11 protein-coding genes are annotated in these 14,360 nt (G+C 68.1%); 6 read left to right on the top strand and 5 right to left on the bottom strand.

The genetic code is table 11. The annotated features are described in order from the left end of the window. Positions 1 to 7 precede the first annotated feature (7 nt). Positions 8 to 1,624 (bottom strand): regulator, encoded by a 1,617-nt coding sequence (locus tag KHC23_RS09070; RefSeq protein WP_213371672.1) that lies wholly within the window; start codon positions 1,622 to 1,624, stop codon positions 8 to 10. Positions 1,625 to 1,719: 95 nt separating this feature from the next. Next, positions 1,720 to 2,439 (bottom strand): cysteine hydrolase family protein, encoded by a 720-nt coding sequence (locus tag KHC23_RS09075; protein WP_373878500.1) that lies wholly within the window; start codon positions 2,437 to 2,439, stop codon positions 1,720 to 1,722. Positions 2,440 to 2,719: 280 nt separating this feature from the next. Here KHC23_RS09075 and uvrB point away from each other — a divergent pair, with 280 nt between their 5' ends. From uvrB to KHC23_RS09090, 3 genes are read left to right on the top strand one after another with little or no spacing between them, the layout of a single operon-like run. Continuing rightward, entirely contained in the window at positions 2,720 to 5,338 is a 2,619-nt protein-coding gene (gene uvrB, locus KHC23_RS09080; protein ID WP_213371674.1) for an excinuclease ABC subunit UvrB, read from the top strand. Positions 5,339 to 5,345: 7 nt separating this feature from the next. Continuing rightward, positions 5,346 to 5,597, top strand: coding sequence for a DUF7662 domain-containing protein (locus KHC23_RS09085; protein WP_213371675.1), 252 nt, complete (start codon positions 5,346 to 5,348; stop codon positions 5,595 to 5,597). A gap of 39 nt (positions 5,598 to 5,636) precedes the next feature. Beyond that, the gene (locus KHC23_RS09090; protein ID WP_213371677.1) at positions 5,637 to 6,026 is read left to right on the top strand and encodes a DUF805 domain-containing protein; all 390 of its coding nucleotides are present in this window, start codon (positions 5,637 to 5,639) and stop codon (positions 6,024 to 6,026) included. Positions 6,027 to 6,089: 63 nt separating this feature from the next. Here KHC23_RS09090 and KHC23_RS09095 read toward each other — a convergent pair whose 3' ends face one another. Then, positions 6,090 to 7,073: a Tim44 domain-containing protein gene (locus KHC23_RS09095; RefSeq protein WP_213371679.1), complete on the bottom strand. Its 984-nt coding sequence runs from the start codon at positions 7,071 to 7,073 to the stop codon at positions 6,090 to 6,092. 82 nt (positions 7,074 to 7,155) lie between these two features. Here KHC23_RS09095 and KHC23_RS09100 point away from each other — a divergent pair, with 82 nt between their 5' ends. Then, positions 7,156 to 7,515: a hypothetical protein gene (locus tag KHC23_RS09100; RefSeq protein ID WP_213371681.1), complete on the top strand. Its 360-nt coding sequence runs from the start codon at positions 7,156 to 7,158 to the stop codon at positions 7,513 to 7,515. 444 nt (positions 7,516 to 7,959) lie between these two features. Beyond that, complete coding sequence (gene ppc, locus KHC23_RS09105) at positions 7,960 to 10,752, top strand: phosphoenolpyruvate carboxylase (RefSeq protein WP_213371683.1); 2,793 nt, start codon at positions 7,960 to 7,962, stop codon at positions 10,750 to 10,752. Positions 10,753 to 10,771: 19 nt separating this feature from the next. On the opposite strand, the gene KHC23_RS09110 is transcribed toward ppc, so the two are convergent. Further along, positions 10,772 to 11,533: a 3-keto-5-aminohexanoate cleavage protein gene (locus KHC23_RS09110; protein ID WP_213371690.1), complete on the bottom strand. Its 762-nt coding sequence runs from the start codon at positions 11,531 to 11,533 to the stop codon at positions 10,772 to 10,774. A gap of 26 nt (positions 11,534 to 11,559) precedes the next feature. Next, positions 11,560 to 12,033 carry a YaiI/YqxD family protein gene (locus KHC23_RS09115; protein WP_213371692.1) on the bottom strand — a complete coding sequence of 158 codons (474 nt, stop codon included), beginning with the start codon at positions 12,031 to 12,033 and terminating at the stop codon, positions 11,560 to 11,562. A 377-nt stretch (positions 12,034 to 12,410) separates the two neighbouring features. On the opposite strand from KHC23_RS09115, the gene ggt reads away from it, so the two are divergent. Then, complete coding sequence (ggt, locus tag KHC23_RS09120) at positions 12,411 to 14,162, top strand: gamma-glutamyltransferase (protein ID WP_213371694.1); 1,752 nt, start codon at positions 12,411 to 12,413, stop codon at positions 14,160 to 14,162. Positions 14,163 to 14,360: the final 198 nt, after the last annotated feature.

Below are 14,360 nucleotides of genomic sequence, written 5' to 3' on the forward strand. Positions count from 1 at the left end.
CAAATGGCTATTCCGCCGGCGCCGGCTGAGCTTCGTCGGCCCGCTCCGCAGTGGGGGCGGGCTCCAGCGCCGTGTATTTCGCGCAGGCGAAGAGGAAGCCTGCAACCATAAGGTAAGCAAACGCTACCGCCGGTGTCACGCCAAATCCGACGGCTTCCCCATGCATGAAGCCGAAGAAGGTGAGTACCGCGCCGGCGAGGGCGAAGGCGGCGGCGTTGACGAACTGGCGTTCGACCACGAACACGCCGATGGCGCCCAGCACCAGCCCGACCAGAATCGCGCCGCCGCCCATCACTTCGAGCCCGTGATAGAGCACGCCGACCTGACCCAGATTTTCCAGCCCCACAGCAGCGGCCGTGGTGCCGGCGACGCCGAGCGCATTGTCGATCAGCAGCTTGGCCCAGGCGGCGAGGTGCGGGGTCAGCGCCAGTACGACGGCGGGGGCGTGCTTGGTTGGGGTGGTCTGGAACGCCTGCGCGCCGATCAGCATGCCGATGTACAGAAGGATCGGCGAAATGGCGACGACCGGGATCAGCGCCAGCAGCAGCGCGATGATGCCGAACCAGGACAGGATGATGACCATCAGTCCGGTGGCGGCGGAATAGCCGATGCGCCCGCCCATCGATTTCCAGCCGGGATGGCCGATATAGACCGCGTTGATGAAAGGATTGCCCATCAGGCAGCCGATCAGGCTGACCACGCCATCGGCGGTGAGCACGCGGGTGGTGGGATAATGATCGCCCGCCGCCTCGGCGCTCTCCACATTGTCCATCGCCTCGACCAGGTCATAGATGCCGAAGGGAATGGCGGTGACGAGGATGATGCCGAGATAGTCGAAGCCGTGGAACACATGGTCGAAGGCCGGCAGCGGCACCGAGAAGCCGAAATTGGCGAAGGCGGCGCCGACATTGTCGAGGCTCATGCCGCCATAGTTCAGCCCGAACAGATTGGAGCCCCAGGCGATGGCCATGCCCACCGCGATGGCGACGAGGCCGGCGGGAATGCCGCGCGGGTATTTCACCCCGCCGAACCAGCTCACCATGATGATGGCGAAGCAGGTAAGGCCGATGACCGGGGTGGCGAAGATCTCGAAGGCCGGGCGCATCGCGATGAAGGCGATGGACACGCCCGCCAGCGTGCCGAGCAGCGCCGCGCGCGGGGTGATGCGCCTGATATAGGGCGCGACGAAGCCGCCGATCATCAGGATGAAGCTCTGGAAGAACACCCAGACCAGACCCGCCTCCCAGCCCTGCACCGGATCGCCGGTGGCGGTGCCGATCGGCAACATGATGACGAAGGTGACGACGAACATGTGCGGCACCGAGATGCCCGAGGGCAGGGCGCACACATCGTCGCGGCCGGTCTTCTTCGCCAGTTGGTAGCCCAGCCAGGCGTAGTAGACGGTAGAGAGGAACATCATCAGCCCGACCGCCGGCAGGATGCGGCCGAAGACGATGTCGGGCGGCATCTTCAGCACGAATTGCAGCAGGCCGGTCAGCACCAGCATGTTGACGAGGATGTTGGTGCCGAAGCCGAACAGGGCGTTCCAGTCGCCGCGCGTCCACAGGGTCGGGCGCATGCCGGTGCGGGCGGGTGAGATCGGGGTCATTTCAGTCGCGGACATGATCGGTATCCCCTCGAAGGACGAATGACGGGTGAACGCGGGGTCACAGGCGGCGCCGGGCGCCGGACGCGGCAGGCATGAGGGCGGGCGGCGGGTCAGGCGGCGCTGGGCCGCGCCAGAGCGGTGGCGGAGGCGGTCTTGTTGCCGAGCGCGGCCAGCAGCGCGGTGGAGTCCGACACCCAGCCGAAGATGCCGCCCTGTGCCTTGATCATCTCCAGGCCGACGCGGTGGAATTCGGGGAAATAGGAGGCGCAGCAATCGGCCAGCGCCACGCAGCGATAGCCGCGATCATTGCCCTCGCGAATGGTGGTGTGGACGCAAACCTCGGTGGTGACGCCGGCCACCAGCAGCGTGTCGACGCCGCGGTTCTTCAGCATGAGTTCGAGATCGGTCTGGTAGAAGGCGCCCTTGCCGGGCTTGTCGAGCACCGGCTCGCCGGCCTCGGGAGCGAGTTCGGCGATGATGTCATGGCCGGGCTCGCCGCGGATGAGGATGCGTCCCATCGGCCCGGCGCAGCCGATCCGCGCGGTCGGCGCGCCGCGCTCGACCTTCGCCGGCGGCGCGTCCATCATGTCCGCCCGGTGGCCCTCACGGGTATGGATGACCAGCAGGCCGGCGGCGCGGGCGGCGACGAGAGCGGCCTTGCAGGGCCCGACCGCCGCCTGCAGCAGCGAGACGTCGTTGCCGAGCGTCTCGCCGAAGCCGCCGGGTTCGAGGAAGTCGCGCTGCATGTCGATGATGACCAGCGCGGCGCGCGCGGGTGCGAAGGCGAGGGGTGCGGGCTCGGCCGCGAGAAGGGCATCGGTCATTGCCATCCACCGTCTGGAACGGGGCCGGCCACGCGGCCCCCAACACGTGCATGCAATAGTGTATGCATCACATATGCCAATGACTAATTAATATGCAAAAATGATGTAAATAGCTGAACAGGAAGAATATTATTCAGAGAGGCCGCGTCCGCCCCCGTCCCGTGATTTGCTCATTTCGAGGGCATCTGATGTCATTGCGGGCGCCGCCGCCGGCAGGGCGCCTGGCCGCGCCGCCTTGTCCATCGTCGGCCTTTGCGCCGACCGAATCTGTCCCCATATTGCGGGCATGGCCAAAGCTGCACGTCCCGGCGGATTCTCCGAGCGCTCCCAGCGCGCGTTCGAGCCCGCCCAATCCGCTACCCTCGACCCCGCCCTCGCCGAGAAGCTCGGCGTGGCGCCGACGTCGGGCGCCTCCGCCACCGTCGCCGCGCTGTCGGCGCTGATCGAGGGCGGGCGCCCCGAGGTGGACGGCCAGCTCTGGGTGCCGCACCGCCCGTCGCGGCCGGAAAAGTCCGAGGGCGGCGTCCGCTTCGTGCTGAAATCCGACTACACCCCCAATGGCGACCAGCCGGAGGCGATCAAGGAACTGGTGGCGGCGGCCAATGAGGGCGAGCGCGACCAGGTGCTGCTCGGCGTTACCGGCTCGGGCAAAACGTTCACCATGGCCAACGTCATCGAGCGGGTGCAGCGCCCGGCGCTGGTGCTGGCGCCGAACAAGACGCTGGCGGCGCAGCTCTATGGCGAGTTCAAGAGCTTCTTCCCCGACAATGCGGTGGAGTATTTCGTCTCCTATTACGATTATTACCAGCCCGAGGCCTATGTGCCGCGCACCGACACCTTCATCGAGAAGGAATCGTCGATCAACGAGCAGATCGACCGCATGCGCCACTCGGCGACGCGCTCGCTGCTGGAGCGCGACGACGTCATCATCGTCGCCTCGGTGTCCTGCATCTACGGTATCGGCTCGGTCGAGACCTATGCCTCGATGACCTTCAAGATCGAGGTCGGCGAGCGCATCGACCAGCGGGCGCTGCTCGCGGACCTGGTGGCGCTGCAGTACAAGCGCACCCAGGGCGATTTCGGCCGCGGCACCTTCCGGGTGCGCGGCGACGTGATCGAGATCTTCCCGGCGCATTACGAGGACCGGGCGTGGCGCGTCTCGCTGTTCGGCGACGAGGTGGAGAGCATCCAGGAATTCGACCCGCTGACCGGGCAGAAGTCGCAGGACCTCAAATTCGTCAAGCTCTACGCCAATTCGCACTATGTAACGCCGCGCCCGACGCTGATCCAGGCGATCCACGGCATCAAGGCCGAGCTGAAGATGCGGCTCGACGAACTGAACGCGATGGGGCGCCTGTTGGAAGCGCAGCGACTGGAGCAGCGCTGCACCTTCGACATCGAGATGATGGAGGCGACGGGAAGCTGCGCCGGCATCGAGAACTATTCGCGCTGGCTCACCGGGCGCCAGCCGGGCGAACCGCCGCCGACGCTGTTTGAATATGTGCCCGACAATGCGCTGATCTTCTGCGACGAGAGCCATGTGACGATTCCGCAGATCGGCGCGATGTATCGCGGCGACTTTCGTCGCAAGGCGACGCTGGCGGAATATGGCTTCCGCCTGCCGAGTTGCATGGACAACCGGCCGCTGCGCTTCGAGGAGTGGGAGGCAATGCGCCCGCAGACCGTCCATGTCTCCGCCACGCCCGGCAAATGGGAGATGGAGCGCACCGGCGGCGTGTTCGTCGAGCAGGTGATCCGCCCGACCGGGCTGGTCGACCCCGAGGTCGAGGTGCGCCCGGCCCGCACCCAGGTGGACGATCTTCTCGGCGAGGTGCGCGCCACGGCGGCGAAGGGCTACCGCACGCTGGTGACCGTGCTCACCAAGCGCATGGCCGAGGACCTGACCGAGTATCTGCACGAGAACGGCATCCGGGTGCGCTACATGCACTCGGACATCGACACCATCGAGCGCATCGAGATCCTGCGCGACCTGCGCCTCGGCGCCTTCGACGTGCTGATCGGCATCAACCTGCTGCGCGAGGGGCTCGATATCCCGGAATGCGGGCTGGTGGCGATCCTCGATGCCGACAAGGAGGGCTTCCTGCGCTCCGAGACCTCGCTGATCCAGACCATCGGCCGCGCGGCGCGCAATGTCGACGGGCGGGTGGTGCTCTATGCCGACACCATCACCGGCTCGATGGAACGGGCGATGGCGGAGACCGAGCGCCGCCGCACCAAGCAGGTGGCGTGGAATGTCGAGCATGGCATCACCCCCGAGAGCGTCAAGAAGGCGATCGGCGATATTCTCAACAGCGTCTATGAGCGCGACCATGTGACCGTCGATGCCGGCCTCGCCGAGGGTGCCGCCACTTATGGCAACAACCTCGCCACCGTGATCGCCGACATGGAAAAGCGCATGCGCAAGGCCGCGGCCGATCTCGACTTCGAGCAGGCGGCGCGGCTGCGGGACGAGATCAAGCGGCTGCAGGCGACCGAACTGGTGCTTTCCGACGATCCGCTGGCCCGGCAGGACAGTATCGACGACCGCACCGGCGGCTATCGCGGCGAGCGCAAATACGGCCGCTCCGCCAATATGCCGGAGAAGAAGGGCAAGGGCGGGGGCAAGGGGAGCGGCGGCAAGTCCGGGCCGCGCTCCTCGCCGGGGCATGTCTCCTCAGGCCATGAGGCGCGCGCCGACGAGGCGCAGGCGGCGTACGAGCCGGGCGAGCCGCCCATGTTCGCCCCGCGCGCGGCGTCGCGCATCGTCAAGCCCTCGCTCGACGATATGGGCCCCGGCACGGACCGGACCGAGCCATTGCGCGTCGAGGACTGGGTGCGCCCGGAGCGACCGGACCCGATGACCAAGGGCTACCGGAAGGGTGGGCGGCGGGCGCCGAAGCGGTGAGGGGAATATGGCAAAATACGATCCGCTCAAATGGTATCTTGGCGGCAGGCTGGACGCGCGCGTAGTGCTCGACTTCGAGCGAATGGAAAAAATACTGGGTTTCGCTCTTCCTCGCAGCGCCCATTTCTATCCGGCTTGGTGGTCGAACGAGGTTGGTGGACGTCACGTTCAGGCTCATGCCTGGATGGAAGCGGGCTGGCACGTAGATGGAATCGATCTGGCGAAGCGGCACGTCGTCTTCGCAAAGCGTGGCGGCTGACGTAGGATCGCTCGCCCCTTAGATTGGCGAGCGACTTCCATGACCTTCACGCAGGCCGTTTCCAGCGTTCTCGGCAAATACGCCACCTTCACCGGACGCGCGCCGCGCTCGGAATATTGGTGGTTCGTCGTGTTCTCGATCTTGGCGAGCATTGCTGCCGGCGTCATCGACACCGCTCTCTTTGGCGCGTTCTCGCTGCTCACTTTCGGCGAAATCGACGCCTTCACGCCCATCAGCACACTGGTCGGTCTGGGGCTGCTGATTCCCTCGATCGCCGTCGGGGTGCGTCGCTTCCACGACATGGACTACGCCGGCTGGTGGCTGCTGCTGATCATCACCGGCATCGGCGCCCTCGTCGTTTTCTTCTGGTTCATGGTGCGGGGCACGCGCGGGCCGAACCGCTTCGGCCCCGACCCGTTGGAATTCTGACGCGCACGAAAAAGGGCGGCCCGAGGCCGCCCTTTCGATTGTTCAAGAGCGATGAGGCGCCGCTCAGCCCTGCTGGATGGCGCTGAGCTTCCATACGCCACGCGGCGGGCGGGCGAAGGTCCAGAACTCGACCGCCTGCTCGGTGCGCTCGGGATCGCCCTGCACGACGCGCCCGGTGGCCTTGTCGAGGGTCACGTCCTTCAGCTCGTAGCGCATGGCGACGGTGGCGTATTCCGCGTCGCCTTCCGACCAGGCTTCCGACAGGTCGCCCTGCAGCAGCTTGACGTCGGTGATCCGGTTCTCCAGCCCCTCACGGGCCATTTCGTCAAGTTCCTCCGCCATATAGCCGGCCATCTCGGGCGTCAGCAGGGTCGCCAGCGCCGCCTTGTCGGCACGGCTATAGGCGGCCTGCACCTCTCCGAGGGTGCGCTCGAAAGCGTCGAAGTCCGCGCCTTCCAGCTTGATCGGCTTGCCGCGCGGGCCGGTGCCGAAGCCCGAGCGGGGCGCGGCCGCGCCGCCGCCGTTCATGGCGTCGCGATTCAGGGCGTCGCGGGCCATCGGGTCGGGCCGGGCGCCGCCGGCATAGGAGGGCTGGTTGCGCGCGCGCATCCAGCCCATGACCAGCCGGACGACGATGAAGATAAGTGCGACCTGGAGCAGCAGGCCGAGAATGCCGGACAGGCTGCCGAGGCCGGAGAAGAAGCCCGAACCCATCAGCAGGCCGAAGATGCCGGCGCCGAGCAGGCCGCCCATCAGCCCGCCCATGAAACCGCCGCGGTTGAAGAAGCCACCAGACTGCATGCCCGGGGCACGAGCGCCTTGCGCCGACTGGGTTTGCGGGGTGGCGGAGCGCTGCATCGGCTGCGCGCTCGGGGCGGTGGGGGTCGGGGCCGGGGTGGACCAGGTACGCGAGCCACGGCTGCCGAAGCTCATCGAGCGGCCGGCGCGGGCTTCGGCGAAATCGCTGGCGACCAGTACGCCGGCGGCGACGAACAGGGCGCCGATCATCAGGCGCAGGGCGGCGGGACGCAGACGCAGGAATCGCAAGGGTTTAGCCTCTCTGGATGGTTCGGGCGACAGATGCCGCAACGTCATCCATATGGGAAGAAGCCGGGCGGAATCCACCCCCTTGCGACATCGCGACCGTGCCACAGGCGCCCCGATCGATGCCGGGACGGGCAAAACGGCGCATTCAGAGGCCGCACACAATCCCGTGAAGCGACCGCTCCGCGGCATTACCCGCGGCTGCAAACGCTGCTGCTTCATCAAGCTGCAGAACCGCGTCTTCACGCTGCAGAACGGCCTGCCGACTGCCGGCCGCGCAGCCGGGCTGCAAGGCCGGTTTCAGAAGCCGAGCTGCGATTCGATGGCGGCGATGGAGCCGACCGGGGCGTTCACCGGCTTCTTCTCGCGCGCGTCGGCGGGACGCTGCGGCGAGCTGGAAGCCGCGAAAGGCGACTTGGGCTGGGGAGAAGCGAGCGGGGCCTGAACCTCGTTGCGGTTCATGACGGGGGGCATTTTCGACGTCCTTCCTGATACGCATACGCTTGGATTTACACCCGGCCTCGCGGCCGGTCTTACTCGTCAACACGGCCCTTCGGCCGCTTGTTCCAAAAGCACCGCCGGGGCGACGCCTCTGCATGCTCACCTTTATGAACCCTCATCGATGAAGCTTTCCTGAGCATGGCGTTCATGCTGAGCGTGGATTCGTTCACAATCGGGGCGGCTCTGGGGCAATTGATTGAAACTCGCGGACTGTGGCGCGGCAGCCGCACTTTCCCGCCGGCCTTCGGTTCCGGCCGGTATTCCGATGCACCCGATGGCGAGGTGACGGACCGTTGCGGTGTCGCTTGCCGGGGATAAGGGCGTGCGCACGGGTGTCATCGACGGCATGGTAATTGCTAAGTTGGTCTACGCCTTAAGGAGTATCGCCATGTCCGTTGCCCTCACCATCGCCCTTTCCGATGCCGAACCCGAAGCCGATGGCGAACTCGACCTGTCGCTGCGCGAGGACATCCGCATGCTCGGCCGCGTGCTGGGCGACACGCTGCGCGACCAGGAAGGCGAGGCGATTTATGAGCTGGTGGAGCACATCCGGCGCGTCTCCACCCGCTTCCACCGCGAGGAGGACGAGGGCGCGCGGCATGAGCTGGAAGCGATCCTGAGCGATCTCGGGCCGGACCAGACGATTTCCATCGTCCGCGCCTTCTCCTATTTCTCGCATCTCGCCAACATCGCCGAGGACCAGAACGTCATCCGCCGGATGCGCGCGGCGGCGGCCAACGGCACTTCCGCCGGACCGGCGACGGTGGCGCGGGCGCTGGAGCGGGCGCGCGAGGCGGGCATCTCCACCGCCGATCTGCGTGCCTTCTTCGAGACCGCGCTGGCGAGCCCGGTGCTGACCGCGCACCCGACCGAGGTGCGCCGCCGCTCCACCCTGACCCATGAGATGAAGGTGGCCGAGCTGCTGGCCGACCGCGCCCGCCGCGACCCCACTCCCGAGGAGCAGGAACTCGCGGCCGCCGAGCTGCGCCGTCGGGTGCTGATGCTCTGGCAGACCAACCTGCTGCGGCGGACCAAGCTGACGGTGCTGGACGAGGTGGCGAACGGCCTCGCCTATTACGACTACTCCTTCCTGCGCCAGCTCCCGAATCTCTACGCCGCGCTGGAGGACCGGCTGGCGGCGATGGAAGGCCGGGACGGGGCGGCGCCGGAAGTCGCCTCGTTCCTGCGCATGGGCAGCTGGATCGGCGGCGACCGCGACGGCAACCCGTTCGTCACCGCCGAGGTGACGCGCGAGACCATGCGCATGCAGAGCGCGCAGGCGCTGCGCTTCTACTTCGAGGAACTGGACGGCCTCGGCGCCGAACTGTCGATCAGCACCATCCGCGTCAGTGTTTCCAGCGACCTGCTGGCGCTGGTCGACGCCTCGCCCGACCTTTCGCCGCACCGTCGCAACGAGCCCTACCGGCTCGCCGTCACCGCCATCGCCTCGCGGCTGCGGGCCACGGCGTTCCGGCTCGAGATCGCCGACCTGCTGGGCATCACCCAGATGCCGCAGGCGCTGCCCTATGCCTCCGCCGCCGAGCTGCGCGCCGATCTCGACATCATCGACGCCTCGCTCAAGGCGCACAAATCGGGCGCCATCGCCGGCGGCAAGCTGCGGGCGCTGCGGCGCGCTGTGGACGCCTTCGGCTTCCATCTGGCGGTGCTCGATTCGCGGCAGAATTCCGACGTGCACGAGCGCTGCGTGGCCGAACTGTTCGAGGTCGCCGCGCCGGGCACGAATTACAAGGCGCTACCCGAGGGCACCCGCGTCGCCCTGCTGCTGCGCGAGCTGGCGACCGCCCGTCCGCTGACCTCGCCCTTCGCCGCCTATGCCGACGAGACGGTGGGCGAACTCGCCATGCTGCGCACCTGCGCCCGCATCCACCAGATCTTCGGCGCCGAGGCGATCCAGACCTGCATCATATCCAAGGCCGAAAGCGTCTCGGACATGCTGGAGCTGGCCTTGCTGCTGAAGGAGGTCGGGCTGGTCGACCCGGCCGGCTCGGCGGCGGTGCACATCGTGCCGCTGTTCGAGACCATCGAAGATCTGCGCAACGCCGCCAAGGTGATGGAGCAGATGTTCCGCCTGCCGGAATACCGCAAGCTGGTCGACAGCCGGGGCGGCGTGCAGGAAGTGATGCTCGGCTATTCCGACAGCAACAAGGATGGCGGTTTCGTCACCTCCGGCTGGGAACTCTACAAGGCGGAGATCGAGCTGATCGAGGTGTTCAAGCGCCATGGCGTGCGGCTGCGGCTGTTCCACGGGCGCGGCGGCTCGGTCGGGCGCGGCGGCGGGCCGAGCTACGACGCCATCCTCGCCCAGCCGGGCGGGGCGGTGCAGGGGCAGATCCGCATCACCGAACAGGGCGAGATCATCTCGTCGAAATATTCCAACCCGGCGGTCGGGCGCGGCAACCTCGAAATCCTCGCGGCGGCGACGCTGGAGGCGACGCTGCTTTCCGGTGACGCCATGGCGCCCCGGGAGGAATACCTCACGGTGATGGAGGCGCTTTCGGCTTCCGCCTTCGCCGCCTATCGGGCGCTGGTCTACGAGACCCCGCGCTTCGAGGACTATTTCTGGGAATCCACCGTCATCAACGAGATCGCGACGCTGAACATCGGCTCGCGCCCGGCCTCGCGCAAGAAGACGCGGCGGATCGAGGACCTGCGCGCCATCCCCTGGGTGTTCTCCTGGGCGCAGTGCCGGCTGATGCTGCCGGGCTGGTACGGCTTCGGCACGGCGATACGCGAATGGCTGGAGGCCAACCCCGACGGGCTGCCGCTGCTGCAGGAAATGTACCGGGAATGGCCGTTCTTCCGTACCCAGCTCTCCAACATGGACATGGTGCTCTCCAAGAGCTCCATCGCCATCGCCTCGCGCTACGCGGCGCTGGTGGAGGATGCGGAACTGCGCGAGAGCATTTTCGGCCGCATCCGCGCCGAGCACCAGGGCGCGATCGACGCGCTGCTGGCGATCTCGCAGCAGCCGGCCCTGCTCGGCTCCAACCCGCTGCTGGAGCGCTCGATCCGCGCCCGCTTCCCCTATATCGACCCGCTCAACCATGTGCAGGTCGGCCTGCTGCGGAAGTACCGCGCCAGCGACACCGACGAGAAGGTGCTGCAGGGCATCCAGCTCACCATCAACGGCATCTCGGCGGGGTTGCGGAACTCGGGGTGAGCGGCGTCGCCGCCGGCGGTCAGGTGCCCGCGATCGGCGGCACCGCCTCCGGCGGCAGGTTGGGGGCCGCGCGGGCGAGGCGGAAGGCGGCCTTGATGAGCGCGGCATTGTCCGTCGCCTCGCTGCCATCGGGCAGGTGCTTGCCGTCCTCCAGCCCGATGCGCCCGTCGAGCCCGCGCATCAGCGCGTCCTGGTAGAGCGGCCAGACGGTGGCGTCGTAGCCGTGCTGCAGCACGGGGATGTCGAGGCTGGCACGGGCCAGCACCTTGCGGATGGCAACGGCGACCGCAAGGCCCTGCCGGACATCCTGCTCGTTGATCTCGATCAGGATGCGCAGGCAGCTCTTGGCCTCGGGCAGGGCGGTGAGGCGCTCGGCGTCGGCCTGCGACCACAGCCCGGCCTCGACGCCGATGCCGCGCGACAGGGCGAGGGCGATCATCTCCGGCGCGTCGTCCTCGATCAGGTTCACCGACACATAGTCCGGCAGGACCTGCCACGCCCTCATCGCCTCCAGCCGCCCGGGGCCGCCCGGCGCGATACCGGCATGGGTGGAGAGACCGATGGGAAGGCCCGGCACCTTGGCGCGGATCGCTGTCAGCGCGGCGGCGACATGGCCGGGGTCGAGCGTTTCGGTGCCGGAGGGGTCGCGCGGGTGCAGGTGAAGCTCGTTCGCCCCGGCGGCCACCACGGCGGCCGCGTCCGCCGCGAGGTGCGCGGGGGTGAGGGGCGTGTGGGCGTGGAAGGCGCTGTCGCGCGCTCCGTTGAGGCAGGCCTGCAACATCGGCGTCTCCTTTTTCCTTGTACCTCTCAACCCGCCACGAAGCCCTTTCGTTTCAATCTCTGCACGGCGCGTTCCAGCGCCTGCAGGAATTCCGAGCGGTCGCGCGGCGAGAAGGGGCGGGGGCCGCGGGTAATCTCGCCGGATTCGCGCAGGTCCGCCATCAGGTTGCGGGTGGCAAGCTGCATGCCGATGGAGGCGGCGGTGAAGGGCTTTCCGGTGGGGCCGATGGCCTCCGACCCCTTCGCCACCACCCGCGCGGCGAGCGGCACGTCGGCGGTGATGACGAGGTCGCCCTCTTCCACCCGTTCGGCGATCCAGTCATCGGCGACATCCGGCCCGGCGGCGACGACGACGCGCTCGACCTCGACGTCGCGCGGCACCGCGATCCACGAATTGGCGACGAGGAACACCTTGATGCCGTGGCGGGCGGCGACCCGGTAGGTCTCGTCCTTCACCGGGCAGGCGTCGGCGTCGATATAGATCTGGATCGGTTTCGACAAAATAGTCCTGGAGGTAGGGGGCTGGCACCAAGAAAGAAGGGCTGCCCGCGAGGGCAGCCCTTCCCATGTCAGACCGCGGTTCGGCCCGGTACTGCCTAGAAGGGCAGTGCGAAATGTCGCATCACGCGGAACGAACCTCATAAGAGGCAAGCGTCCAGGTCACGGATACCGACGACCGCGGATCAAGACGATCAGACACTGGATCACCTCCTTTCAGTTGTTAAAGACATCTGCAGCTTAGACCGATTCGTCGAAAGGTCACGTGCTTGTTGCAGTGCGGGGGGCGAATCCGCTGTTCACTTCGCGTTACGGCGCGCAATCATGAGTGCGCGTCCGGCGGCAGGCGGACAGGAAGAGGCAGACAGGAAGGGGCGGGCATGAAGGGATCGCGCTGGCTGTTCGCGCTGGTGCTGGCGGCGACGCCGCTGCACGCCCAGCAGGTGTCCGACCGCCACGCGCCGGAAGCGCCGAGCGCGGTGGCCGCCGGGCAGAAATCCGCCACCGGCACGCGCTGGATGGTGGCGACGGCCAACCCGCTGGCCAGCGAGGCCGGGGCGGCGATGTTGCGGGCCGGCGGCAATGCGATCGACGCCCTGGTCGCGGTCCAGCTCGTGCTCGGCCTGGTGGAGCCGCAATCCTCCGGCCTCGGCGGCGGGGCGTTCCTGGTCTATTGGGACGCGGCGGCCGGCCGTCTCACCACCTTCGACGGGCGCGAGACCGCGCCGCGCGCGGCGACGCCGACCCTGTTCCAGACGGCCGGGGGCGAGCCGCTGGGCTTCATGGAAGCGGTGATCGGCGGGCGCTCGGTCGGCACGCCGGGCACGCCGGCGCTGCTGGACGAAGTGCACCGGCGCCACGGCCGGCTGGCCTGGGGGCGGCTGTTCGCCCCGGCGCTGGAACACGCGGAGAACGGGTTCCCGGTGTCGCCGCGCCTGGCCGGGCAGATTGCCGGCGACGTCGCCACGCTGTCGCGCGACCCGGCGGCAAAGGCCTATTTCCTCGACGCGACCGGCGCGCCGCTGGCGGCGGGATCGCGGCTCCGAAACCCCGCCTATGCGCAGACGCTGCGGGCGCTGCGGGAAAAGGGGAGCGAGGCTTTATATGAGGGCGAACTGGCAGCGGAGATCGTGCGCACGGTGCGCGCGGCGGCGAATCCCGGCCTTCTGGCACTGGCGGATCTGCGCGATTACGAGGTGAAGGAACGGGAGCCGGTTTGCGCCGGCTATCGCGTTTATGAAGTCTGCGGCATGGGCCCGCCGAGTTCCGGCGCGCTCACGCTGGGCCAGATTCTGGGCCTGCTGGAACCCTATGATCTCAAGGGATTGGGCGCGACCTCGCCGGAGGCCTGGCGGCTGATCGCCGACGCCTCGCGGCTCGCTTTCGCCGACCGCGAGCGCTACATCGCCGATGCCGACTACGTGCCGATGCCGACCAGGGGGCTGCTGGCGCGCGACTATCTTGCCCGGCGGGCCAAGCTGCTGGCCGGCGACGACGCGCTCCCCGAGGTCGCTCCCGGCAATCCGACCTGGGATCACGCCATGGCGGCGCCGGCGCGGGCCGACGGTGCCACGCCGGAACTTCCCTCCACCACGCAGATCACCATCGTCGACGCGGAGGGCAACGTGGTGTCGATGACCTCGACCATCGAGGCCGGGTTCGGCTCGCGGCTGATGGTGGGCGGCTTCCTGCTCAACAACGAGTTGACCGACTTCTCCTTCCGCTCGCAGAAGGACGGGGTGCCGGTCGCCAACCGGGTGGAGCCGGGCAAGCGCCCGCGCTCGTCGATGGCGCCGACCATCGTGCTGAAGGACGGACGCCCGGTGCTGGCGCTCGGCTCGCCCGGCGGCAGCCAGATCATCGGCTATGTCGCCAAGACGCTGATCGCCCATCTCGACTGGGGCATGAGCCTGGCCGACGCCATCGCCGCGCCGAACGTGCTGGCCCGCTTCGACGCGGTGGAGATCGAGGCGGGAACGCCGGCGCTGGCGCTGGAGCCGGGATTGCGCGCCCTCGGCTTCGCCGTGAAGACGGGGCCGATGACCTCGGGCGTGCAGGCGGTGGCGATCACGCCGGACGGACTGGTCGGCGCCGCCGATCCGCGCCGGGAGGGCGTGGCGATCGGGGAGTGAGGGGTTCGGGGATGGCCCGTCATGCCGAGGTGCCGCCCGCGCGGGCGGCCTCGAAGCACGCAGGCGGCGCGCCCGGACGGCATCCTTCGAGGCTCGCCCGCGGCTCGCACCTCAGGATGACGGCGTGTGGGGGATGTCTCGGGAAGGGGGCCGTCATGCCGAGGTGCCGCCCGCGCGGGCGGCCTCGAAGCACGCAGG

The sequence above is a fragment of the Ancylobacter dichloromethanicus genome (assembly GCF_018390645.1).
GTDB classification, from domain to species: Bacteria; Pseudomonadota; Alphaproteobacteria; order Rhizobiales; family Xanthobacteraceae; genus Ancylobacter; species Ancylobacter dichloromethanicus.

Coding starts and splice junctions, on each gene's coding strand:
- ggt (WP_213371694.1), top strand. CDS start 12,411: ATGAAGGGATCGCGCTGGCTGTTCGCGCTGGTGCTGGCGGCGACGCCG.
- KHC23_RS09090 (WP_213371677.1), top strand. CDS start 5,637: ATGACCTTCACGCAGGCCGTTTCCAGCGTTCTCGGCAAATACGCCACC.
- KHC23_RS09085 (WP_213371675.1), top strand. CDS start 5,346: ATGGCAAAATACGATCCGCTCAAATGGTATCTTGGCGGCAGGCTGGAC.
- KHC23_RS09075 (WP_373878500.1), bottom strand. CDS start 2,439: ATGGCAATGACCGATGCCCTTCTCGCGGCCGAGCCCGCACCCCTCGCC.
- KHC23_RS09070 (WP_213371672.1), bottom strand. CDS start 1,624: ATGTCCGCGACTGAAATGACCCCGATCTCACCCGCCCGCACCGGCATG.
- uvrB (WP_213371674.1), top strand. CDS start 2,720: ATGGCCAAAGCTGCACGTCCCGGCGGATTCTCCGAGCGCTCCCAGCGC.
- KHC23_RS09110 (WP_213371690.1), bottom strand. CDS start 11,533: ATGTTGCAGGCCTGCCTCAACGGAGCGCGCGACAGCGCCTTCCACGCC.
- ppc (WP_213371683.1), top strand. CDS start 7,960: ATGTCCGTTGCCCTCACCATCGCCCTTTCCGATGCCGAACCCGAAGCC.